At 62.5% G+C, this 22,490-nt stretch carries 22 protein-coding genes and 2 pseudogenes; 12 read left to right on the top strand and 12 right to left on the bottom strand.

Annotation, left to right across the window (positions count from 1 at the left end; genetic code table 11):
- Both catC and A3CW_RS0134825 read right to left on the bottom strand, forming a co-directional pair.
- A partial coding sequence (gene catC / locus A3CW_RS0134830; RefSeq protein WP_028207666.1) for a muconolactone Delta-isomerase occupies window positions 1–260 on the bottom strand: 260 nt, incomplete at its 3' end.
- 29 nt (window positions 261–289) lie between these two features.
- Window positions 290–1,426: a muconate/chloromuconate family cycloisomerase gene (locus tag A3CW_RS0134825; protein ID WP_028207665.1), complete on the bottom strand. Its 1,137-nt coding sequence runs from the start codon at window positions 1,424–1,426 to the stop codon at window positions 290–292.
- Window positions 1,427–1,620: 194 nt separating this feature from the next.
- Here A3CW_RS0134825 and A3CW_RS0134820 point away from each other — a divergent pair, with 194 nt between their 5' ends.
- Window positions 1,621–2,541: a LysR family transcriptional regulator gene (locus A3CW_RS0134820; protein WP_028207664.1), complete on the top strand. Its 921-nt coding sequence runs from the start codon at window positions 1,621–1,623 to the stop codon at window positions 2,539–2,541.
- Between the two features lie 13 nt (window positions 2,542–2,554).
- Here A3CW_RS0134820 and A3CW_RS0134815 read toward each other — a convergent pair whose 3' ends face one another.
- The gene (locus A3CW_RS0134815) at window positions 2,555–3,451 is read right to left on the bottom strand and encodes a haloalkane dehalogenase (RefSeq protein ID WP_028207663.1); all 897 of its coding nucleotides are present in this window, start codon (window positions 3,449–3,451) and stop codon (window positions 2,555–2,557) included.
- A gap of 83 nt (window positions 3,452–3,534) precedes the next feature.
- Here A3CW_RS0134815 and pdxR point away from each other — a divergent pair, with 83 nt between their 5' ends.
- Window positions 3,535–5,001, top strand: a complete 1,467-nt coding sequence (pdxR, locus tag A3CW_RS0134810) for a MocR-like pyridoxine biosynthesis transcription factor PdxR (RefSeq protein ID WP_028207662.1) — start codon at window positions 3,535–3,537, stop codon at window positions 4,999–5,001.
- Window positions 5,002–5,010: 9 nt separating this feature from the next.
- Here pdxR and A3CW_RS0134805 read toward each other — a convergent pair whose 3' ends face one another.
- The 3 genes and pseudogenes from A3CW_RS0134805 to A3CW_RS48575 all read right to left on the bottom strand — a co-directional run.
- Window positions 5,011–6,336 carry a type II toxin-antitoxin system HipA family toxin gene (locus tag A3CW_RS0134805; protein ID WP_028207661.1) on the bottom strand — a complete coding sequence of 442 codons (1,326 nt, stop codon included), beginning with the start codon at window positions 6,334–6,336 and terminating at the stop codon, window positions 5,011–5,013.
- Between the two features lie 2 nt (window positions 6,337–6,338).
- Window positions 6,339–6,584, bottom strand: coding sequence for a helix-turn-helix domain-containing protein (locus A3CW_RS0134800; protein WP_028207660.1), 246 nt, complete (start codon window positions 6,582–6,584; stop codon window positions 6,339–6,341).
- A 150-nt stretch (window positions 6,585–6,734) separates the two neighbouring features.
- A pseudogene (locus A3CW_RS48575) lies at window positions 6,735–7,214 on the bottom strand (LLM class flavin-dependent oxidoreductase); the annotation flags it as partial.
- A 179-nt stretch (window positions 7,215–7,393) separates the two neighbouring features.
- Between A3CW_RS48575 and A3CW_RS51475 the strand changes: the two are divergent.
- Window positions 7,394–8,869, top strand: coding sequence for a hypothetical protein (locus tag A3CW_RS51475; RefSeq protein WP_245623833.1), 1,476 nt, complete (start codon window positions 7,394–7,396; stop codon window positions 8,867–8,869).
- Window positions 8,870–9,265: 396 nt separating this feature from the next.
- Here the strand turns inward: A3CW_RS51475 and A3CW_RS51470 are convergent, their stop codons facing one another.
- Both A3CW_RS51470 and A3CW_RS0134770 read right to left on the bottom strand, forming a co-directional pair.
- Window positions 9,266–9,583 carry a DUF1488 family protein gene (locus A3CW_RS51470; protein WP_245623832.1) on the bottom strand — a complete coding sequence of 106 codons (318 nt, stop codon included), beginning with the start codon at window positions 9,581–9,583 and terminating at the stop codon, window positions 9,266–9,268.
- Window positions 9,584–10,286: 703 nt separating this feature from the next.
- Window positions 10,287–10,604: a hypothetical protein gene (locus A3CW_RS0134770; RefSeq protein ID WP_028207659.1), complete on the bottom strand. Its 318-nt coding sequence runs from the start codon at window positions 10,602–10,604 to the stop codon at window positions 10,287–10,289.
- Between the two features lie 116 nt (window positions 10,605–10,720).
- On the opposite strand from A3CW_RS0134770, the gene A3CW_RS52695 reads away from it, so the two are divergent.
- The 4 genes from A3CW_RS52695 (at window position 10,721) to A3CW_RS51460 (ending at window position 14,059) form a co-directional block, all read left to right on the top strand.
- Window positions 10,721–11,209: a hypothetical protein gene (locus A3CW_RS52695; RefSeq protein WP_154678120.1), complete on the top strand. Its 489-nt coding sequence runs from the start codon at window positions 10,721–10,723 to the stop codon at window positions 11,207–11,209.
- Window positions 11,210–12,016: 807 nt separating this feature from the next.
- Complete coding sequence (locus A3CW_RS0134760; protein WP_028207657.1) at window positions 12,017–12,223, top strand: hypothetical protein; 207 nt, start codon at window positions 12,017–12,019, stop codon at window positions 12,221–12,223.
- Between the two features lie 1,114 nt (window positions 12,224–13,337).
- The gene (locus A3CW_RS0134755) at window positions 13,338–13,571 is read left to right on the top strand and encodes a hypothetical protein (protein WP_028207656.1); all 234 of its coding nucleotides are present in this window, start codon (window positions 13,338–13,340) and stop codon (window positions 13,569–13,571) included.
- 290 nt (window positions 13,572–13,861) lie between these two features.
- Window positions 13,862–14,059 (top strand): hypothetical protein, encoded by a 198-nt coding sequence (locus tag A3CW_RS51460; RefSeq protein WP_081771944.1) that lies wholly within the window; start codon window positions 13,862–13,864, stop codon window positions 14,057–14,059.
- A 308-nt stretch (window positions 14,060–14,367) separates the two neighbouring features.
- Here A3CW_RS51460 and A3CW_RS0134745 read toward each other — a convergent pair whose 3' ends face one another.
- Both A3CW_RS0134745 and A3CW_RS54050 read right to left on the bottom strand, forming a co-directional pair.
- The gene (locus A3CW_RS0134745; RefSeq protein WP_028207654.1) at window positions 14,368–14,652 is read right to left on the bottom strand and encodes a hypothetical protein; all 285 of its coding nucleotides are present in this window, start codon (window positions 14,650–14,652) and stop codon (window positions 14,368–14,370) included.
- A gap of 209 nt (window positions 14,653–14,861) precedes the next feature.
- Window positions 14,862–15,149, bottom strand: a complete 288-nt coding sequence (locus A3CW_RS54050; RefSeq protein WP_028207653.1) for a hypothetical protein — start codon at window positions 15,147–15,149, stop codon at window positions 14,862–14,864.
- Between the two features lie 367 nt (window positions 15,150–15,516).
- Here A3CW_RS54050 and A3CW_RS0134735 point away from each other — a divergent pair, with 367 nt between their 5' ends.
- Both A3CW_RS0134735 and A3CW_RS0134730 read left to right on the top strand, forming a co-directional pair.
- Window positions 15,517–15,801: a hypothetical protein gene (locus tag A3CW_RS0134735; RefSeq protein WP_028207652.1), complete on the top strand. Its 285-nt coding sequence runs from the start codon at window positions 15,517–15,519 to the stop codon at window positions 15,799–15,801.
- Between the two features lie 134 nt (window positions 15,802–15,935).
- Entirely contained in the window at window positions 15,936–17,003 is a 1,068-nt protein-coding gene (locus tag A3CW_RS0134730) for a trypsin-like peptidase domain-containing protein (RefSeq protein WP_322787976.1), read from the top strand.
- On the opposite strand, the gene A3CW_RS0134725 is transcribed toward A3CW_RS0134730, so the two are convergent.
- A complete protein-coding gene (locus tag A3CW_RS0134725; RefSeq protein ID WP_028207650.1) occupies window positions 17,000–17,302 on the bottom strand; it encodes a hypothetical protein in 303 nt (100 codons plus the stop codon). The genes A3CW_RS0134730 and A3CW_RS0134725 overlap by 4 nt on opposite strands.
- A 518-nt stretch (window positions 17,303–17,820) precedes the next feature.
- Between A3CW_RS0134725 and A3CW_RS0134720 the strand changes: the two genes are divergently transcribed.
- Window positions 17,821–19,491 (top strand): phage integrase family protein, encoded by a 1,671-nt coding sequence (locus A3CW_RS0134720; protein WP_028207649.1) that lies wholly within the window; start codon window positions 17,821–17,823, stop codon window positions 19,489–19,491.
- A 171-nt stretch (window positions 19,492–19,662) separates the two neighbouring features.
- Here A3CW_RS0134720 and A3CW_RS0134715 read toward each other — a convergent pair.
- Window positions 19,663–19,993 (bottom strand): annotated as a pseudogene (locus A3CW_RS0134715) (LLM class flavin-dependent oxidoreductase); the annotation flags it as partial.
- 215 nt (window positions 19,994–20,208) lie between these two features.
- On the opposite strand from A3CW_RS0134715, the gene A3CW_RS0134710 reads away from it, so the two are divergent.
- Window positions 20,209–20,586: a DUF427 domain-containing protein gene (locus tag A3CW_RS0134710; RefSeq protein WP_028207647.1), complete on the top strand. Its 378-nt coding sequence runs from the start codon at window positions 20,209–20,211 to the stop codon at window positions 20,584–20,586.
- A 236-nt stretch (window positions 20,587–20,822) separates the two neighbouring features.
- Window positions 20,823–22,325 (top strand): sensor domain-containing diguanylate cyclase, encoded by a 1,503-nt coding sequence (locus tag A3CW_RS0134705; RefSeq protein WP_028207646.1) that lies wholly within the window; start codon window positions 20,823–20,825, stop codon window positions 22,323–22,325.
- Window positions 22,326–22,490: the final 165 nt, after the last annotated feature.

Below are 22,490 nucleotides of genomic sequence, written 5' to 3'. Positions count from 1 at the left end.
TGGCGACACAACGGCGTGACCGTTATCTTCATGTACGGAAAAAGCGGCAAGGCGGTGAGAATGTCGTGCAGCTCNGCATTGCTCTCGACATCGAAGATGCTGTAGTTCGCGTACTCGCCCACCAGTCGCCAGATATGGCGCCACTTGCCGCTGCGCTGCAGCTCCTGCGAGTACNCCTTTTCGCGCGCCTTGATTTCGTTGGCGACATTGGCCGGCATGTCGGCCGGGATGTTCACATCCATGCGTACGTGGAAAAGCATCGTCAAATTCCGTTTGTCAGGTGTCCGGATTACTTCGTGACTTTCATGAGGCCGTCGCGGGTGAAGCGCNTGACCTTCGCTTCGTCCAGCTCGATGCCGAGACCCGGGCCGTTCGGCACCGTCAGCTCGAAGTCGCTGTAATCGAGCGGCTTCGTCAAAATCTCTTCGGTGATCAGCAANGGGCCAAACAGTTCGGTNCCCCACTGCAGGTTGGCGAAGCTTGCGAACAGGTGCGCCGACGCGACCGTGCTGAACGCGCCTTCGAGCATCGTGCCGCCATACAGCTCGATACCCGCGNCGTCCGCAATCGTNGCNACGCGCTGCGCCGCGAACAGTCCGCCGCTTTGNTCGATCTTGATGGCGAACACNTCGGCGCCCNCGTTCTTCGCGATCTCGAACGCGCTTTCCGGTCCCTGCAGGATTTCNTCGGCCATCAACGCCACCGGGAACCGGCGCATGAGGCGCGCCAGCGCCGCGGGCGAAGCCACCGGCTGTTCGACCAGCTCGCAGCCGGCTTCCGCCAGNGCGGGAATCGCCCAGGCCGCCTGCGTCTCGCTCCAGGCCATGTTNACGTCCACGCGCACGGCGGCTCGATCGCCCATCGCCTTCTTGATGTCGGCCACGTGCTTGATGTCGGTCTTGAGGTCCTTCGCACCGATCTTCAGCTTGAAGATCTTGTGGCGGCGCACTTCGAGCATGGTCTCGGCTTCGGCGATGTCCTTGGCGGTCTCGCCCGAGGCGAGCGTCCATGCCACCNGCAGGCGCTCGCGGCGGCGNCCGCCCAGCAGTTCGCTCACCGGCACGGAGAGGCGCTTGCCCTGNGCGTCGAGCAGCGCGGTTTCCAGCGCGCACTTGGCGAAGTGATTGACCTTCACGAGCTTGCCCAGGTGCGCCATGAGCGCCTGGATACGCGTGGCGTCCTGGCCGATCATCGCCGGGGCGAAGTAGGCGTCGATCGCCAGCTTCATCGCTTCCGGGCTTTCGGGGCCGTAGGCCATGCCGGCAATCGTCGTACCTTCACCGATGCCGGTTACGCCATCGCTGCAATACACCTTCACCAGCATCAGGGTTTGCCCGTACATCGTGGCGACGGATAGCTTGTGAGGGCGAATCGTCGGCAGATCGACGAGGCGGGTTTCGATACGTTCGATCGTGGCGGAAGTCATGTCGAAGGCTGCGTAAGTGAAGAAGGTATGGTGGATTTATACACGCCGCGCATCCGCCCGATCCAATACTATTTGCGTCCAATTCCATACCTTTATAATATGGAAGCCCCGAAACAGCCCATAAACAGGCCGATATTGCGGCGCATCATATTCTCAGAGTATTGATAAATTGATGCTTCATTTGGGAAGAAACCATGGATCTCCGCCAGCTTCGTTACTTCGTTGCCGTTGTCCGCGAGCGCAATTTCACGCGCGCCGCGGAACAGCTTTGCATCGCTCAACCGCCGCTGAGCCGGCAGATTCAGTTGCTCGAACAAGAGATCGGCGTGCCCCTTCTGATTCGCAATACGCGACCGGTGCGCACGACCGATGCGGGGCGTCTCGTCTACGAGCAGGCCATGCAGATTCTTGGGCGCGTCGAACAACTGCAGGCGACCGCCAAACACGTGGGACTGCACCACCGCACCGTGTTGTCGATCGGCTTCGTCGCCTCCGTTCTGTATTCGGGTCTGCCGCCGTTGATGCGCAAGCTGCGCCAGAATGCGCCCGAACTCGACATCCAGATGGTCGAACTCATGTCGGTGCAGCAGATCGAGGCGTTGAAGGAAGGCCGCATCGACGTCGGCTTCGGGCGCGTGCGCCACAGCGACCCCAACGTGGCCGGCATCGTCCTGCGCGAAGAGCCGCTGGCGGTGGTGGTGCCGATCGGCAGCGAAATGGCACAGGAATCGACGCCCATCCCCATTGAGCAACTGGCCGGGCAGAAACTGATTGTCTACCCCAAGGAGCCGCGTCCCAGCTTTGCCGATCAGGTATTGAACGTGTTGCACGGCGACGGCGTGCAACCGGGTGAAGTGCTGGAAGTGCGCGAAATCCAGACGGCGCTGGGTCTCGTTGCGGCCGAGTTCGGCGTATGCGTGATCCCCGCTTCAGCGCGGCAATTGCGCCAGGACGTGCACTACCGTCTGATCGACAGCGACCACGCGACTTCGCCCATCATCCTGAATCATCGCGTGAACGACAACTCCGTCTACGTCGATCTCGTGAAGCAACTGGTCAAGGAAATGTACGCCGAGCCCCAGCCGTGGCTGCCGGCGAAGAAGCAAAAGTCTTGAAGCGATGCGCCGCCTACGCCAGCTCGTTCAGGAATGCGCGTACGGCGGCGCCGATCTCGTGCGGCGAATCCTCCTGGACGTAATGGCTGCCCGCCACCACGGTTTCCCGCTGGTTCGGCCAGTTGCGGCAAGCATCGAGCGCGCGGCCCGTGAGCAGCGCGCCAGGCTCGGCGCGGATCAGCAGCTTGGGGATATCGCTCGCCGCGAGCCACGCTCCGTAGGCTTGAACCGCTTGCGTCACGTCGGCGGGCTCGCCTTCGATCGGCAGTTCGCGCGCCCACACGAGCGTCGTTCTGCGCGATTCGCGCGTCGCGAACGGCCGGCGCCACGCCTCCATCTCTTCCGGCGACAGCGTACGTAAGACGCTGTGCGGCAACACCGTTTCAACGAAAAAATTCTCGTCGAGCACGAGACGTTCGCCGGCCTCGCCGCGCAGCGCGCGAAAGAGCGGTTCGCGCTCGGGCGGAAAATCACGCCACTGGCGCGGTTGTACGATTGCCTCCATGTAGGCAATCGCCTTCACGCACTGCGGGTGGCGGCGCGCCCAGTCGAAGCCCAGCGCCGAGCCCCAGTCGTGCAGCACCAGCGTGACGCGGCCATGCGGCAGCACGACGTCGAACCACGCGTCGAGATAGCGCGCGTGATCGGCAAAGCGGCACGCGCCGTCGGGCGCGGCTGGCGAATCGCCCATGCCGGCGAGGTCTGGCGCGAGGCAACGGTACGCGTCGCTCAAATGCGGAATGACGTTGCGCCACAGGCGCGATGAGGTGGGGTTGCCGTGCAGCAGGACGACGGGTTCGCCCACGCCCGTGTCGACATAGACGATTGCGCCGCCCGGAATGGCCGCGCGGGCACGCGGATGCGGATCGCTGGCGCTGATTGCGGCGGCTGGGGAGGTGACGGCGTTCATGGCGCGGCTCCTGTGCGGTGAGGGGATGAGCCGATGCTAGAATCGGAACCGGCCCAGGAACAGGACCAGATTCGGCAAAGATCATGGAACCAGTCTTGCAGCTCGAAATCGCCCTGCCCGAGCATGGATCGCGCGAGATATTGCATGCGCTGCATCGCCAGTTGCGCGGGGCCATCGTCGAAGGCCGGCTCGCGGCCGGGCTGCGTTTGCCTTCGAGCCGCTCGCTTGCGCGTAGCTGTGGCGTCGCGCGCAATACGGTACTGGCAGCCTACGATCTGCTCCTCGCGGAGGGCTACATCGTCACGCGCCCAGGCGGCGGAACGTTCGTGGGCGAAGTCGCGGCGCGCGGCGGCGTGGCGCCGTCCAGCCCAGCAAGAACGTCGAAGGCCGCTCCAGAAGGCGACCCGCGCCTGAACGAGCGTTGGCGCATGCCGCCGGCCGTTGTTCGTCTCGATCCCAGCGCGAACTACGATTACGATTTCATCCTCGGCTTGCCCGACAAGCGCACGTTTGCCTTCGACGTCTGGCGGCGTCTTTCGGCGCGCGCGCTGCGTGGACTTTCCAGGGCGCCTGCCGTGTATGCCGAACCGGAAGGCCGCGCCGCGCTGCGCGAGGCCATTGCGCATCACGTTTCCTATGCGCGCGCGGTGGCCTGCGAGGCGGAGGATGTCGTCGTCACGGCCGGCGCGCAACAGGCGTTCGACCTGCTCGCGCGCGTGCTCGTCACGCCGGGCAAGACCGTGGTCGCGCTGGAGGACCCCGGCTACCCGCCGCTACGCCGCGCGTTTGCGCTCGCGGGGGCTCGCATCGCGGGCGTAAGCGTCGACGGCGAGGGTATCGTCGTCGACGCCTTGCCGCCCGATGCGCGCGTGATCTGCGTGACGCCCTCGCATCAGTTTCCGTTAGGTGTCCCAATGTCGGCAGCCAGGCGCCGCGCGCTGCTCGCGTTCGCGCAGCGCCATGGCGCGGTCGTGATCGAGGACGACTACGACGGCGAATTCCGTCACGACGACCGCCCGCTCGATGCGCTGCAAACGCTCGATCGCCATGCGAGCGTCTGTTATGTCGGCACGTTTTCGAAATGCCTCTTTCCGGGCCTGCGCGTGGGTTATGTCGTCGCACCGGTCTGGGTGCGCGATACGCTGGTCGCCGCGCGCCAGTGCGCGGACTGGCACGGCAACCTGCTGGCGCAGGACACGCTTGCGGCATTCATGCGCGAGGGGCATCTGGTGCGGCACATCCGCAAGATGCGCACGCAGTACCGCACGCGCCGCGACGCGCTGCTGGCGGCGCTCACACGCCATTGCGGCGCGTTCGTGCGGCCTGTCGCGCCCGCCGCGGGGCTTCATCTCGCCGCCGGGCTCGACGCTAGCGTGCGCGCCGATGCGCTGGTCGCAGCCGGCGCGCGTGCGGGCGTCCGTGTGCAGGCGTTGGCCAACTTCGCAGTCGCGCCGCGAACGGCGCTCGAGGGGCTCGCGTTTGGTTTCGGCATGATCGAGGCCCAGCGCATCGACGCGGCCGTCGCGCGGCTTGCCGCCTGTGTGCACTGAAGCCCACCGTCACTGCGCCGCCAGCCGCTCCGCCGAAAAACGCAAGCCGTCGAAGAGTCGCTCGGCCACCCGCGCGGGAAAGCCTTCCGGCAGCGCCGCCGCGACTTCTTCGATCGCACCGGGCGTACGCGCCAGCACGCGCTCGATCAACGGCCGCGCATCGGGCCCGTAGTGGCACAGCCGCGCGGTGGCGTCGAAATGCGTGCGCTTCACATCGCGCATGCGATAGTGGCGCGCCTTGCCCCACACCGCCATGGCGAGCGACGCCTTGTGCCACGACCATTGATTGCCGCCGTCGCCCTCCACGGGCCAGATCGACATGACGTCATAGAGCGGCGCGAGCTGAAAGCGCCCTGCCGGCAGCAGGCGGATGCTGAAATTTTTCGCGTGGCCGTCCGGCGCTGCGAGCATCCAGAAGACGATTTGCGCGGTGAGAAACGTTTCGAGGTCCTCGCGCGCCTGCAGCGACTGGCGCAAGAGCCCCGCAATCTCGCGCACGCCGGGACCGCCGTGCGCTTCGTACTTGCGATGCGGCGGCACGCCGAGCGCCTGGCAGAAGTCTTCCTGCGGCAGGCGCAGCAAGCCACCGGTGCGCGAGCGCGTACGATCGAAGCGCTCCACGCTGAGCACCTTCTGCGCGCCGAACTGGATGATCTGCGCCTGCGAAGCGGGCAACCCGTAGGCCCTCAGCAGTGCCAGGCAAAGCCATTCGTTTTCGACCGAGGTATTGAAGTCCACCTTGCGATGGCCGATCAGCCCCAGTGGCAGCTTGAGAATATGGGTGGTGGGCGTGGCGCCGCGCGGCAGCAGCCATTTGCCGCGGTGGCGCAAAAGCGCGGTCTTCTCCTGCGCACCCGCCAGCGAAATGCGCAGATCTTCAGTCTCGAGCGCGCCACCGGGCAGCGCACCGGCCGTTTCGAGCAGCAGGCGCTCGATGACGGCATCGCTCAGCGCGGTGCCTTCGATGCGGTCGACGCGCCCCGGCGTTTCGTCCTCGCCCAGCAGTTGCACCGCGCCCACGCAATCGCGCCCGATGGCCTTGAGCAGGTCGAAGGCCTCGAGCGTATCGGTGCGAAAGCGCGTGGCGATACGACGGCGGATGGGCTCGCTGTCGGGCAGGAGATTGTCGAAATAGTGCTGCACGCGCTCGCCGCGCAACGGCACGTCGCCGATGCCGAACGGCAGCGAGAGCGAAAGCGGCCGGCCTACCGCCGAGCGCTTCCAGGCGTCGTCATAACGCAACTCGGTGTCGCCGGCGGACGTCATGACCCACGTGCCTACGCGCTCGCCGTTGGCCCAGATCGATAGCGCGCGCGAATATGATTTGCGGCCCATGCTCACCACTCCGGCGCGCCGGCTGCCGCCTCGCGCGACTGCACGCAGAGTTCCAGCCCGTAGAGCGCGAAAAGCGCGAGCATCTGCTCGAGCGAGAGGCTGGCGGCACCCGTGGTTTCGAGCGCGGAAAGGCGCGGCTGGCCGATGCCGAGATACGCCGCGGCCTGCGCCTGGGTCATGCCGCGCGCCTTGCGGGCCGATTGCAGAATCTCGGCAAGCCCGCCTGGCGTCTGGACGATGATCTTCATGGCATATTCCTGTGAGGCATAAACCGATTATATGCCTGTGGGGAATATTTCGCCAATATCATTCACACGGATAAATCGGAAATATCGCTCACACGAATAATCGTCCGGCGAGCCTCCCGGATCCGCCCCGCTTGTCGCGCACGGCAGTCTTCACGCGCGCGCGGCCTCCTGCGCCCGCTCACGCGCACGCACGTCGAACGCGCCGCCCGTCAAGGCCTGGTCGCGCAGCGTCACCGGTCTCTTGCCCGGCAGCAGCGGGAACACCAGTTCGGCGAAGCGAATCGCCTCTTCGAGGTGAGGATAGCCGGAGAGCACGAAGCTGTCCGCACCGGCGTCCACGTATTCCTTGAGGCGCGCCGCCACGGTTTGCGGGTCGCCCACGAGCGCCGTGCCCGCGCCGCCGCGCACGAGGCCCACGCCAGCCCACAGGTTCGGACTGATCTCGAGCTTGTCGCGGCTGCCGCCGTGCAGCTCGGCCATGCGGCGCTGGCCCACCGAATCCATGCGCGCGTAGTTTTCCTGGGCGCGGCGGATATCGTCATCGTCGAGCTTGCTGATGAGGCGCCCGGCGGCGGCCCACGCTTCGTCGCTGGTCTCGCGCACGATCACGTGCAGGCGCACGCCGAGCATGCGTCTGGCCGCCGAAGGCGGTGCCCTCTGGGAAGCCTTTGACGACGCGCATAAGCGAGCACAGCTGGTGGGGGAACTCTAGCTACCGATGGAATTCTTCACGCGCGCGGTCCAGCACATCCTTTACCAGTATGCGCAGCGTGACTCGACCAGTTTCGCTTTTTCCAGGGCAATCTGGGATGAAGGCGTCGATGTGTCCGGCTATGTTCGCACCAGGAAATGATGATGCCCGGCCAGTGGAAGGGACGTTGCCCTGGCAGGAGCACAACCGGGCTTCCGTCGCTCATCGGACAACGTATACAACGCGCGCGGCATGGACCTGCGAGGTCGAGTCAGCGTGGTCGCGGTTCGCAAAATTTCAGCTGCTCAATCGCCTGAACTGGACACAACTCGACGAGGCCATGGCGGTTCTGCCAGCAATCAATACCGGCGAGGGTATCGATCTCCGGGCGGCCGATGCCTTCAGGCTCACCGACCTGGCCGACACCTTGCACATCGGCTTGCACGATCTTGAAAATTCGTTTTGCACTGCGAATCGCGGCGATGCGTTGCTCGACGCCGCGAGCCCGTCGCTACGATTCTGTGTGACCTGCGCGTCGGCAGGTTTTCATGCAACGCTTTTTCAGTTCACCGCGTTCCGGCGCTGCCCCATTCACGGATGCGCGCTGTGCGAGGCCTGCACCGGTTGCGGGCAACCGCTCGCATACCGCCTCCACGCGGGGCTCGTACGCCATCCATATGCCTGCCCGGCCTGCGGTCGCTCCCTGCTCGCCGCGGCCTCGCTTCGCCGCCTGCGCACGAAGGCTGGTATCGACGCAACGGGGCTGGATCGCCTGCGCGCATGGCACGACTACTTCTTCCGCTATGCGCAGCTGCTCGGCCCGGGCAGGAGGCGTATGCGCGATGCGGCCGGGCAGAACCTTCCCGGCGACGAAATCCAGGCGTGCTCGCATATTCCCCATCGTCTCGCGTTTATCGGCGAGCTGGAGCGACACCTTCGCCGTCCGCCAAAGCTACCCCGCGTCGATCCCGTACCCGGCGCCAGTGCTCAAAGCGGGGGCGGCTGTCGTCGGTCAATGTGCCCACCCGCCCGCTGCGCCTGGGCAGCCGACTGGCCACATGTGGACCACACATGCATCATGCTGTGCGCCGCTTACAGGAAGATCCGGAAAAATCGTATGCGCCGTTTGGCGCATTCAATCCGGCCCGTACAACCAGAGGCCGGCTCCATTCGCCATTCGCCCGAATCCGGATTGTTGCTGTGCGACGGCAATACCTCTGCCCAGTCGATTGCCCTGTTGGGATGGCGCCTGTCCTGGGAGCGGCGCTTCAGTATTCAGACGCTCACACGCTGCCAGGGAGATTATCCGCCTTTCGGATTGCTCGAATGGTGGCCTTCGTGCCTGCCCATTTGCCGCCCACAGTCGACCCGCAGGGCTGGCTGCATCGCCATTTCGTTCACGCGCTGGGTCAAACCTGGAACGCGTGGTGTGCCATCGCTTCCGGGATGCGGGAAAGCGGCTGCTACGCCCTCTCACCGCTGCTGTTTCCCACGCGCCTGCTCTGGCTGGATCTTCCCGACGACGGACATGCCCGTGAAGTCGAGGGCCCCCGCACCCGTCTTGTCCCACCGGGTGACGGCCGATGACACCTGAAGTGACTCCGGATGGTATCCGTTCTGGTCACGCAAGAAAGTCAATAGAACGCGCGATCACGCGCAAAAAGAAGCCGCAGAACCAACCATTGCCGCAATTCTGCCATGTAACCTATTTTCGGGTGGCCGATGTTCGCAGCTGCCAGAGTCCTCCCCGCAGAGGTTCGAACCGAGCGACAGGCTGCCGTGATGTCCGGCCGACCGATGCCGCGGGCCGACGGCGCGGGGGAGGCCCTTAAGCGGATGCTCGACAGGAAGGAACAGGTGGTCGATTTGACTGGGCCGCAGAAAGCCCACTGTGCCTGGTTTGCCGCGGCATAGTTGGCGTGCGGGGCGTACCCACGCCTCACGGGAAGAGGAAAGTGCTCGCGCGGCCCACACGGCGCGAGAGGCTTCCTCACTCAAGCGAGATCGTGCATCTGGTTTGTCGGCCGCCTTTATACAGCCTTCTGGCCAGCCCCAGAATTCGGTCGCGGCTGCGGTCGAAGGCCGCAAGCAACGCAGGCTCGTCCGAACCGATGCCGGGATTGAGGTTAGTCAGCGTTGCGTCGTCGACCACAAAGACAATCTCACGTGCATTGTCGTAACCCCAAAAGCACACGCAATGTCTGTACGCATCGTGGACACGATTTGGATTTGGAAAATTTAGCGCCACAATACGCCTTCTCATCGAGCTACCGATGGCCGTCGTATCGCCACTTGCTGGCGTTGACATCAAGGAGAGCGTCGTTCTCTCGCCGCTTCTGGGCGCGTTCGTTTTCCGCCTTCTCCAGTGCAGCGGCTCGCGCTTTTTGCGTGCTGACGAAGTCGCAATGACTGACGGGTGAAGGCGAATACACTCTGGTTGGTTTGAGCATGCTGGTTCCACGAAAAATTGAGGAGGACCGCCAATGGCGGGGCCTGTCGCCGGCATTCGCTCACCGTTCAAATGCCGGCCAACCGCCTCGCGACCTTGCCGTACGCACTCTTTCACCCGGAGAGCATTATGCGGGTAACGGGGGCGTTAAAATCGCTCGATTCAAGCGATTCCATGTACGCAATTCCCGATCGTCACATAAAAACTGCGGAACAAGAATGGCCGAACACAGACGGCGTGACGCACGAAAGGTCTGGTCGCGATGCCTTGCGTCGGCGGTGTTCTTTCCGGGGCGCCGTGCTGGTCGAAGCAGTCACCCAGCATTGACACAAAGCCCGTGGCTCCGCAGATCGAGCCTGATGACAGCGTGCGCTCGTTGCCGTGCCAATGCAAGCGCAATTGCGAAGCGGTCACCGGCAATTTCGCCGAGGGGCGGTGTGTAGAAAACACCGCAGTAAGAGACTGAAGGCAAGCCTGTCTCTTAGGTATGCTGAAAAACAGGCTCTCGTTGGCGGTCTTTGCTGCTACCTGATGTCGCAGATGCCCAAAAAAAGGCCGAAATCTAGCGCCCCGGCCCTTTCATGCTCACCCCTTCCATGGCGGCGTTGCGCTCCTCGCTGGCCCCAATGGGTTCGATCGTCTCGGTGACGGTAGCTGTCGCGCGCTCGGTGGCCGACCGAGTTTCATCGACGATTTCTCCTGGCTCATCCTCGTCGTTGTTCGGGGGTTCCAGCATGTCGTCAAGCATCGCCTTCAACTCCGGCGTGTCCCATAAGGCACCACGCTGCTTTCGCCTCTTGATGTAGTGCCTGACCTCCGCGTCCTGCTCCTGAGTCAAGGGAAGGCCGCGGAAGGTGTTTTGAGGGGTGGCTTCACGCATGGACTACTCCTGGAACCGATTCACCCTGCTTCGAGTGTAGTCCTCTTTTTGGCAACGGCGTGCTGCACCGAAGGTGCGATCAACCTTGCGAGCTTCTGCTCGATCGTCGCGAACAAATGCTCAATCCAGGCACGAGACCTGGCGATGCTTTAGTCGCGTCATTGCTGGCAGGGGACAATGCCTTTCTGCGCTTGCATCTTCTCGAAAAGGATCCTGGTGCGAGCACGAAAGCATGGCAGGGGCCATTGCGGTTTCAGTCGGGTACGAGGACGATTGTTCCGAGGCCTCACCGGTTGCGCGGCAATCGTGTCGACAGCCGCCGTGAGCGCTACGAAGTCAATGTGCGACGTCATCCACGCCAGCAGATCGCCCAGTTCGCCGAGAGTCTTGCGGTGACGCTCATCGGCAAACACGTCGATATTGATGGCACCACATTTTCATTAACGATCTCCGGCGGACTATTCAGGATTCGAGATGTTTTCACCGATCCCGCAGGCGGGGCTGTCCATGGCTACAGCCGATGTGTATCGGTCGCAGAGGGTCGCCGGATAAGCGCGAGAGAAATCGGGCGCTCCCCGTCCGTTTCATCAGATTCGCGAGCATGAGTTCGTACTGAGGGAGCGTTGAGTCTATCGGACTGAAGTCACCGGGTACTTCTTGCGGATTCTCGTTGTTACATTCGGATTCGATCGCATTCGTTCGATTTCACCCGGAGTGCCAGGCTCGATTGAACGCACGCCGAGAGCCATCATGAACGATTTCGCATCTTGTACCAAAACGCACTTCATACGCGTTCGTGTGGTGGAATCCGCGCGTGGGTACCCGGGCTATGTGTATCTGCGCCGCTGTGTATTTGTGCCGCACCGCTGAGGGACCGAGCGACGATCCAACATACCAGACTGATACCGATCGGGAGCAATACAGTCTCTCGCTCGAAGACTCCAGAATCCCGCACAACCTCTGCTTTGCGAGTTCGAATTCCAGGCGGGCGACGCGTCGTGTCGTTGGGTCGTCTTCGGCAAACTCAGCCGCTGCAGTAATGACGTATGTCGGGGCACGCTTCTCCTGTCGAGAATCATCTTCTCCGAGAATTGTCTGAAGAGAAACTGGCGAAAATTTCACCGCAACTTGCGTTGGCCGACATGCCCAAGCCGTCCACAGTGGATGGAGATGCCCGATATTCTTATGGTCAACTAGAATATAAGAGCGGTTCTGCCCTGAAAGGGGGCTGCCATATTCGGCGCTTCACTGCGACAGTACAGGCGCGGCCTCCGGCGGAAACAGAGGATCCTCTGGCTGGACGGAAATCATGTATTGGACTGACGGCGCAGGTATTCTGGATTGCCGTTAGCGAAATGACACGCGCTGGGCAGCTTGGGTGGGGCGCAGAGGTTTTTGAAGGAGTTGGCGAGATGACCCTGAATTATGCAGGCAGGTCGCACGATGAAGCCGTGGCAGCGAGGCACAAGCAGAAGCAAAAGGCACAGGAGCAGGCGGGCGGTGAGATGGCGATAGACGGGACGGAGTGCGACGCGGAGCACAGCTGCGGCGAACTCTCCGAACGAGGAAAGCAGGTATGGCGAAGCGGAAGCGGGATCAACGGTGGTGGGAAAGAGTAAGGGAGTCTCGTTGATCTGAAACGACATAAATGGAGCATGTCATTCCGTCCACGCCGCATCAGAGAGCCCTGTCGTGCCGTCTACGTCCCAGTGGAGGGGTACCCTGAAAGCGCGCGAGGGGACTGAGATGAACAAACCGTATGTCAATGCGGAAGTGATCCTCGAGCAGTTTCATTCGACCGTCGACCGTCGAGCAGGTGCTACGCAATCCAGGCGCGGCTAAGTCGCTGCCTTGGGCGCAACCGCGTCCCTTGTGCGCACTCATGATACGCTGAATGCCGTCGACCGGGAATGGTGCTATCCGTGTGACGCGATTCTCTGGCAAACACGAGCGGAATGAGATGAGCCACAGCGCATGCATGGAGATTCAGCACATGCGCCCGAACGGGAATGTCCCGTACGGCACTTGTCCGGGATGCGCCAAGTCATGTCCACGAGGCTTGGCCGCGCTCGATTTACACCGAGGAGTCTTGCTAGAAGCACGGGCGCCTCGCGCGTGCAGGACGCAGATCGGGAAGAAGCAAAATGGCAGCCGTCGTCGCCGCAGTCCTTGAATGGATCGCAAGCATTTTTTTCATCTTCTTTTTTGTAGTGGCGGCGGCTACCTGCAGTCTTCTCGTAACTAACTATCTAACCCGCTCAATTTCAAAGAGCCGTCGATGAATTGATCTGTAATCGACCTGACAAGGAACGCGAAACGCGAGCCGCGCGGCGAACAAAGACAACGGACGCGCGACTACTCCCAACGACGTCTTGCGCGGCGGCGCAGGCAGGCTGGATTGCTGGAATGGAACGCGTTTTGGCACCCTGCAGTCAATGGCTGGCAAATGGGAGGTAACGGTCAGAATAGGAACGACCGTCTCGGGCAGCTCGCAGAATTACGTGGAACGTTGAACCGTCGCAATGTGCAATCTGGGAGCGGAGCCTCGGACCTTGGCGAAAACGTGGGCAACGAGGGTCCGCCTGCCCGTGCTGCCGCAGCTTTGGCACCACATTCAGGATCTGCCGGAATGCAATCCGAAACGCGATTAGATTGCGGACGTGTGAAGCGCATTGTGGCTCGGATATTCATTCGATCTGCGCCGTGCTCCAGGTCCGCGACCCAGGAGCAGACATGAATCGATTGATCACCTATCGGGGTTTCGAAATCCATGTGGCACTGACCGAGGTTGCTCAGGATATGTACAGTGTGACGTTCAGGATAAAGGGCCATAATGTTGACCGAACCAGCATCGACGGGGCTGTCGTTCCTGTTCGACATGGTCCGTTCTCAGAGCGCTGGGCGTACCTCGTAGCGGAGATTGCAGGTCAGGCCGCAGTTGATGTTCTGATCGGTCCGGAATCGTAGTTCGATGCCCCATCGCTTGTCCGGCGTTGGTCGATTGATCAATATGCAGGGGACCGCCACGGCTGCTTCACTTACAGGGTAGTGTCGTCCAGCGGCGGAGAACGGCATTGCAAAGGCTCAACCGTTGCCATCCTCCCGTTTGCGCGACGCTCGTAAGTGAAGCACTTCAGTTCACCCAGACACCCGCCGACTGGCGCGTTGCTAAGCGCCACAGAGACGGAGCGAATCGATTTGGGGGCGGCCTTAAGAATTGCACGCAGGCTGCCGAAAGTCTCAACGAGGGAACGACGATGACCCCTGATGATGTGATCTCTGTCTTCGAGCAACTGAATCGCGAAGGTCGCGCCGCGGTCGATCTGGATCATGCCTGCGCGAGCTTTGCAAAATGGCTGGCCAGTGCATGGGATGATCTGGGCGCCGCTGACGTTGCGTTGCTGACTTCCGTGGGTGCTGCCCTGTGGCGCGAAGGGTATGCGAGGAGGTACTGAGATGGGCTTGCTTGTCATAGCGCCATGACGGCACGCGGCGGACGGCTATGTGCCAGGTCGATGGAAATTGGCCACCCCATTCGCCCACCTCGTGCAGGTTGTGGCCGCCCCGGGTCCGAACGTTATCTCGTAGAGATCCTCTGCAGACCGGCTAGGTTAGACGTGAATCTCGAACTCGCGATACCCGATCGTCCGTTACATGGGGTGCTCCATTGGGTTGATGGTTAGACATGCTGAAAAATCATCGAAAAATGTGCGCGCGAGTGGTTGCGCCTCGCCGTCCGCAACGAATGCGCACGTTGGTTCGGTCAGAGCGTAGCCAGTAACCGAAGTTGATGTTCGCTTTCGGTCCCGCGAACCAGTGCGTAGGCCCGCATTTGCGTGCGCTCAATGAGCAAAATGGCTTCCGAGCCGGTAAAGGCGTTCCACGCGTCGTCCTCGATTGAGGTCGGCACACCCTGCGCTCTCGCGAACGCCCGCAGAAGAAGGCTTGCCTCGCGGCGCACGACATGGCGGTCAGCGTTCAAAACGTACGGCAGACAGCCAGCGCGTAAAACCAGGTAGTACGGAATTTCGGTGCGGTCACTTTGCATGGAGGTGACACCAGTCTGGAGGGGTGCGTACGGTCAGGTTCCCGGTTCGCCACGGGCTTTCGCCGTGTTTGCACGAACGAAGGAAATGCGCCTGAGGATGCACGGCGCCAGTGGCCGCATTGTAGAAGCAGCTACGGTCAAGGCGGCATCCAGGAAAGTGCAATTCGCCGCGGGGGAAAATCGGCTGATGTCACACGCCAGCGGCCCGTTCACATATCGACGACCGAAGAACCGCTCACTTTTCCGTCGATGATGTCCTTTCCATGCTGCCGAGCCGCACGCCTCGCCATACCGAAGTCGGATAATGCATGCGCCTGGTTAGGCCTGAAAACACGGCTTGCGGCAGAGGTCGCTATCGCGCCCGGGCGACATATCCGTACCGCAATGTCATACCCTTCGTCGTAACGGGAATGTCCGTCAAAGCGACTGAATGTGCGAGCGAAGACGAGGGGATGAAGTTCGTACCCCCTGTAGAGAAGAAGCGGTCGTGTCGGCATGTTGGTCACTCCAGGGGGGAGCCCCACTATACCTTGATCAGGGAACCGCAGGGCGGCGCAGATCCGGTTACCAGAATTGAATTGACCGACGGTGCAGGCGCGCGTATGGTGGCTCACGAGGTCTACAAAGCAGATCACTGCCTGCATGGTCGTCAATCCTGTTTCGGATGACATGGCGACGGCTATCAGCATCATTTCTCCTCCAACTGCAGGTGGCCCCCTTCGACAATGCTCGCCGACAACTGCGCGGTCGGGTTGCTACGCCTCGCTGGTACAACTCGTCAGGCGCTTTGGATATCGCCTTCGGCCAGACCCGCACAACTATCAAAAAACCGGCTGCGTGCTGTGGCCAAAAGGGAGTTACCTAATGACAACCATTCGCCGTTATCGAGGTCTCAATATTTCCCTGCTCGTATATCCCCACCGGGCGACCCTGGCAGGATTTGGCCACAATTACGAGGACGAATTCGATGCGTCGATTCGTATCAGCGAACCCGATTCCGAGATTGACAACTCCCGCAGCCGCCTCTTCCGTGTGCCCGGAAAGCATCCTTTCGCCAATACCGGCGACGCGAGGCGCGCGTGCGTGGCCTATGCCGAAATGTTGATTGACGGTCACGGGTTTGATCGCACGATCGGTACGCCCGTCTGAGTGGCCCAGCCAGGCAGGCCACGCGCCGGACCGTGCTCGCGCACTTCCGAACGGGACGTCCTCGCGCAATGCGGTCCCAGTCATGATTCGCGACACCACTACGCATTGAAATCACGATCACGTCGGGAGTGACCATGGATTCTCGCCTCACCGGGATGGAACACAGCACTGGAACGAGCGACGATGCGCTCGAATTCCATCGTAGTTCTAACGGTGATAGATGGCTTCTGTGTCGCCTCGAGCGCAAGGCTCCCATTGTGCGCCATGTGTCGAACGCGGCTTCGGGGGGCACCGTATCGGAATTGGCAGTTGGCGCGTTCCTGTCGTCGGGGAGCTACGGCCCCGAGCACGAAGCGCTGCTCGAACTCGTCGCCGGGTCGATGCTGCCCGCGAGGGGGCCTGCTCCAGACAGCGGGCCTATTGCCTTGGCGCCGGACCCTGGCGATCGTCCGGAATCGCACACGCAGATCGGCGCGGATGCGCTGCTGCTCGCCGTCACGCGTGTATGTACGTTTGCGCAGGAACGTCGGTTGACCAATGCCAGTGGCTTCTTTTTCCAGCAGGGAACACGTCTCTTTCTCGTGACCAGTCGGCACGTCATGATCGACGTGTCCGGTGAACATTTCCCCGACCGGCTCGAGATCGAGTTTCATATCGACGCGCAGAATCTGGCCGCCGCTACGTGGATGTCCGTTCCGTTGTACACCGCGGGACATCCTCTCTGGCGTCAGGGAACGGATGACGGCGGCGAGATCGACGTAGCGGTAATCGAACTCGACAGGAACGCGTTGCCTGCCGGCGCAAAGTTCCAGGCCTTCGGCCCCGGTCATCTACCGCGTCCAGGTGACGCTATGCCGATTGGGGCGTCGCTGCTGATCGTCGGTTTCCCGCTCGGGTTCCACGATTCGCTGCACCACCTGCCTGTCGTTCGGCAAGGCGTTCTGGCGTCGGCGTTCGGCCTGCGTTTTCAGGGGAAGGGCTGCTTCGTCACCGATGCGAGAACTCATCGCGGCACCAGTGGCGCACCGGTCGTCCTGAGAGCGCCATCGAAGGGCAGAACGCCTGACGAACTGCCGTGGCTGCTTTTAGGCGTTCATTCTTCGAGCATTGACATGGGCGGCCGGGATGAGCAGATGGACGAAACGCTCGGCCTGAACAGCGCATGGTATGCAGATATTTTGATGGTGTTGACGGCTCACTAGCACGCCATCTTGCCCGTCTGCCGCCGTAAGGCCCGCCGCCCGTTCACTTTTTCCAGCAGGCGCAACGGCCGCATCGAATTCCGCGCCTTATGCATCGTTGCGGCGATTGCCACCACAGATTCCTTTGCCCACTTCGAACCCGGAGCAGGCTGCCCCACTGAAACGCCAGAGGCTATATGTCCCCACTCCTGGAATTCCTTGCAACGCTGCCACAATTTCATGCCGACCGCCTGGCTTGCAGAGTTATCCATATTGGTACGGGATGTGTACTTTCCATCGTCGATGACAACCTGTCGCATCCTGCCTCGATGTTGAGCGCCAGTTGGCCTGGGCAACCGGAGAACCAATCCCACAGGCTCGAAGGCCTGGATGCAATAAATTTCTACATGCGGGAAGCAAGAGCGTACGGGGCAGAATCTGCGTCGATAAATTGTGCTGTTGCCACCCTTGATCACGCAATGGGCGGATCGACCGCGTTTTCTGCGGCAGTCAAGTCACGGGATAGTTTTATGGGTGTCCCGCGCAACAAATAGATGGAGATTCGCTTCTCATGTCGCAACGGTGACAGATTCATCGCGGTCTACATCGATCGGCTCTCAATTCGATGACCTTTGTGACCATACGGGCGCTCACCGGGAGGCCGACGCCGCGACTGGTTGAGAAAGGATTGTCTGCTGCAGCCCGCCGCTTGCAAGCGGTGCCGACTCGCGGGTGGTAGAAGCCGGGGCCGCTATGGGTGCGGTGCGAGCGCGAATCCCGACCGGACTGATAACTTTCCTTATCGGTCCATGTCCAAATCCGGACTAAACTGGCAGTCATGAAAACACGCGAGACCGAACCCGCCGGGTTCCCGGACGACGCCGAACTGGCCGCGCTGCGCGCATGGTACGCGGGGCTCGACGCCCGCACGGCTGTCGCACGCTATCTGGGCGACCGCAAGGCGCCGGGGATGTCTGCGCGCGGCGTACTCGGACGCATCCGGCGCGCACTGGTCGCGTTCGCGACGAGTCGCCACCGGGCTGACCTGGCAGAAACTTTTGACGAGCGATCTGCTGCGTCGGCCGATATCGTCGCGCACACGATCGAGACGCTGCGCCGCCTGCCGGCACCGGAACCGCACATCGCCGACGAGATCGACCGATGGTTGCCACCGCGGGTGGTGGCTGCCCTGCAGGCGCATGGAATCAGGACCCTCGCAGACCTGACCGTGCGGATTCCGCGTCGGCGGCGCTGGTGGGCAGCGATCACCGGACTCGGCACGGCAGGCGCACGCCATGTCGAAGCATTCTTTGCGGCCCATCCGGCGCTGACCGAGCGTGCGCGCGCACTGGTTGCGGCCGCCCCTTCCGGGCCGGTCGTGCCGTGGGAACAGTTGCGCCTGCCGCACGAGGTCGACGGATCGCAAGGACAGTTTCGCGCACCACGCCACGTCTGTCTGCTCAAGGCATCGAACGACTATGAGGCGGTGCAATCCTGGCTGTCCCTGCACGAATCCACCGCGACCCGGCGCGCCTACCGGAAGGAGGCCGAGCGACTGATCCTGTGGGCGATCGTCGAGCGGGGCTGCGCGCTGTCATCGCTGACCACGGATGACGCAATCGCCTACCGGGCATTCCTGCGACGGCCGACGCCACGCGAACGCTGGGTCGGGCCGTCGCGATCGCGAGAAAGCATGGAATGGCGACCGTTCAGCGGGCCACTCTCGACGCGCTCCGCTGCGTACGCACTCACCGTACTTGCGGCCCTGTTCCGCTGGCTGGTCGAACAGCGCTACGTCCTCGCGAACCCGTTCGCTGGCGTCAAGGTGCGAGGAAGCGCCAAGGCGCGCCTCGACGTCACCCGCGGCTTTACTGAAGGCGAATGGCTGCTGCTCCGCACGATCGCCGATGGCCTCGAATGGTCCTACGGCTGGAGCGACGCGGCTGCCCAGCGGCTTCGGTTCCTGCTGGATTTCGGATACGCGACCGGCCTGCGGGCAAGCGAATTGACAGGCGCAACGCTCGAACACATCCACACCGACGAACAGGGTGATCACTGGCTGCACCTCGTCGGCAAGGGTGGCAAGACGGGCAAGGTCGCGCTCCCGACGCTGGCACGTATGGCACTCGATCAGTATCTGGTGCAACGCCGGTTGCCGGTCGTGCGCGAACGATGGGATCCGGCAACGGTGATCGTGGCCAGCCTCGCTGAAGATGGCACCGGGATCGAAACCACGCGGCTCGGACGCGTGCTGCGCCGCTTCTTCGCACTGGTCGCTGACACGATCAGGGATGAGCGGCCCGCGATGGCGGACAAGCTGCGGCGCGCGACCCCCCATTGGCTGCGGCACACGCACGCTTCACTCGCGCTCGCGCGCGGGACCGAACTGATTATGGTGCGCGACAACCTGAGGCATTCGTCGATCTCAACGACGTCGATCTACCTGCACGGCGACGAGGTCAAACGGGCAAGGCAGTTCGATCAGGCGTTTGGTGCCCCCAGCCGCTAGCGTCTACATTGCCATCAATCCGGACCACGAAAAAGCTTCATCTTTACTTCGCGAATTTCACAACCGGTTGATTTTTAAGAAAAACAATTCTTCGGAATCACACAAATTCATCTAAATTCAGCGAAGTTCCAACTTTACTTCGCAAAACGGAACATCTTTACCTCGGGGGGCGCCGCCCGGCACGCCGTTGAGCAGCAAACGGCCGTTCAACGCCTGGTCGAGCGTGGCCGCCTGGCGCGCCGAAGCGGTGGGACCGCCGAGCGACGTACGCAGCGCGACGAGCAGCTTGATGCGCCGTGACGGGTGCGAGGCTCGCCGCCGTCACCCACGGGTCGAGGCAGCTGCTGCCGGTGGGAATCAGGAGGCCGTCGTAGCCGAGTTCTTCGGCGGTCACGGCGATCTGGCGCATATAGGCGTTGGTCGGCGCGCGGCCGAAATCGGATTTGCCGAGGTAGCGGGTGTCGCCGGAAGTCGGCAAGAACCAGAAGATATCGAGGCTCATCAGTGATCCTGCTGCGGGTAAATGAAGGCGCGGGTAGCGACTTGAAGCACGAATGCATACGGCGCAATCGCGTGACTATCGCCGCCCGTGCGTCGAACTCAGTCGCGCCCTCATTGAAACAGCCTGCAGCGCTTTCCCCTACCAGTTAATCTGCAATTGCATATGATGTATTCGGCTAAACACCCCCTATTCCCCCTTTCACGAGGACCCCAGCCATGGACACACGGACCGTCAAGATTCCCGGCCCCGATCATCCGATCACGGTCGAACCGGCGCACACGCGCGTGGTGGTGAAAGCGGGCGGCCGCGTGGTCGCCGACACGCGCCGCGCGCTCACGCTGCGCGAGGCGAGCTATCCGGCGGTGTTCTACATACCGCGCGAGGACGCCGACATGTCGCTGCTCTCGCGCACGGAACACAAGAGCTGGTGCCCGTACAAGGGCGAGGCCTCGTACTACTCGATCGCGCCAGGCGGNGNGCGAGCCGTGAACGCAATATGGAGCTATGAAACGCCGCATGAAGCGGTATCGGCAATCAAGGACCATCTTGCGTTCTACCCGGATCGCGTCGATTCGATCGAAACGTCCGACTGAGCGCCCGCGCCGCCTTTCGATGCGTAACGCTTCGTCACACGACGTTACCCGCTCAAGTTTTGCCCCGAGCCGGCCGCTAGGCATGCCGGCTCGCTGAACCACCCATCGGCCGCCACCGACGCCGCGGCGACGTGACATCGGGATCGTCGATGCCCACTCGGACCCCAAGGTGTGCCAGGATTCGGTTATTCGTGCGGCGCAGCCCGCCGCGCCCCGCTCCCTTACATCCAACCGACATGCAACAAGGCACCCCGGCCACCGCGGCCAGTTTTGCCAACATGGGCGTCGATCTGCTCGACTTCTTCGACGTGACGCCCACTTCGCTGTGGCTCGAAGACTATAGTCAGCTGCGCGCGCTCTTCGATCGCTGGCGCGCACAAGGCGTGACCAACCTGCGCCAATTCCTCGAAGACGATCCGCGCCGCGTGGCCGAATGCTCGGCCTGCATCCGCGTGCTCAAGGTCAACCGCCATACGCTCGATCTCTACGGCGCGCGCGACTATGAAGAACTCGCCGCGCATCTTCCGCAGGTGCTGCGCGACGACATGTTCCAGGCGCACGTGGGCGAACTCGAGCAGATGTGGGCCGGCCACAGCACGTTCGAGAGCAAGAGCGTGAACTACACACTGCGCGGCCGGCGCATGGACATCCTGTTGCGTGGCGTGATCCTGCCGGGCCACGAAGCCGACTGGAGCCGCGTGCTCGTGGCGATCGAAGACGTCTCGGCGCTCGAAGAAGCGCGCCATCGGGCGGCCGCGAGCGAGCAATACGCGCTCGGCGTTTTCGAACACTCGCCGGTTTCACTGTGGGTCGAAAACTTCTCCGCCATTCGCGAGCTGCTCAACGAGGTCCGCGAGCAGGGCATCGTCGACTTTCGTACCTTCACCGACGTACACGCCGAATTCGTCGAACGCTGCATGAGCGAAATCCAGGTGCTCGACGTGAATCACTACACGCTGGGCATGTTTCGCGCACCAGACAAAGCCACGCTGCTCGCGCGTCTGCCCGAGGTGTTCCGCGACGAAATGCGCCCGCACTTCCGCGAGCAGTTGCTCGATCTCTGGGAAGGCCGCCTCTTTCAGCAGCGCGAGGTAGTGAACTACGCACTCGACGGCAGCGAAGTCAACGTGCACCTGCAGTTTTCCGTGTTCCCGGGCCACGAAGCGCAGTGGGACCTCGTGCTGCTCGCGCTCACCGACATCACGGCGCGCAAGAAAGCCGAGGCCTACCTCGAATTCCTCGGCAAGCACGACGTGCTCACGAAGCTCAAGAACCGCTCGTTCTATGTGGACGAACTCAATCGTCTGCATCGCAAGGGGCCGTTCCCGGTGAGCGCGATCGTCGTCGACATGGACAACCTGAAGACGGTGAACGACCAGCTCGGCCACGCGGCCGGCGACGCGTTGCTGCGCCGCGCCGGTGAAGTGCTCGCGAAAGCGATCCAGAAGCCCTATCAGGCCGCGCGCATCGGCGGCGATGAATTCGCCGTGCTGATGCCCGGCGCCGACGTGCGCGATGCGGAAACCGTGGTGGACAGCATCACCAAACTGGTGGAGCTGAACAACCAGTTTTACGGCGGACCGAAGCTGAGCTTTTCAATGGGCTTTGCGAGCTGCGAGGAAGGCGAAAGCGTGGAAGCGATGCTGCGTGAAGCTGACGCGGCGATGTACGAGGCCAAGCGCCGCCGCAACGAAACGAGCCGCACGTCGCTGGAAGCCGACGCCGCGCGTGATGGCTGACGCTCGAAGCGCGGGAAGAAACGCTTCGGATACCGTACGAAAAGCAGGGAAGAAAAAGTGGCCGGCATGTGAGCATGCCGGCTTGCCGAGGGCCTTGCGCCCTCGATTCACGCACTCAGGCCAGCGGCGTGACGCCACGTGCCCGAGTGTGGGCCACCGCACTGG

It is taken from the genome of Paraburkholderia nodosa DSM 21604, assembly GCF_000519185.1.
GTDB lineage: Bacteria > Pseudomonadota > Gammaproteobacteria > Burkholderiales > Burkholderiaceae > Paraburkholderia > Paraburkholderia nodosa.
The sequence above is the reverse complement of the archived record's forward strand: the minus strand, read 5'-3'. Positions and strand labels throughout refer to the sequence as shown.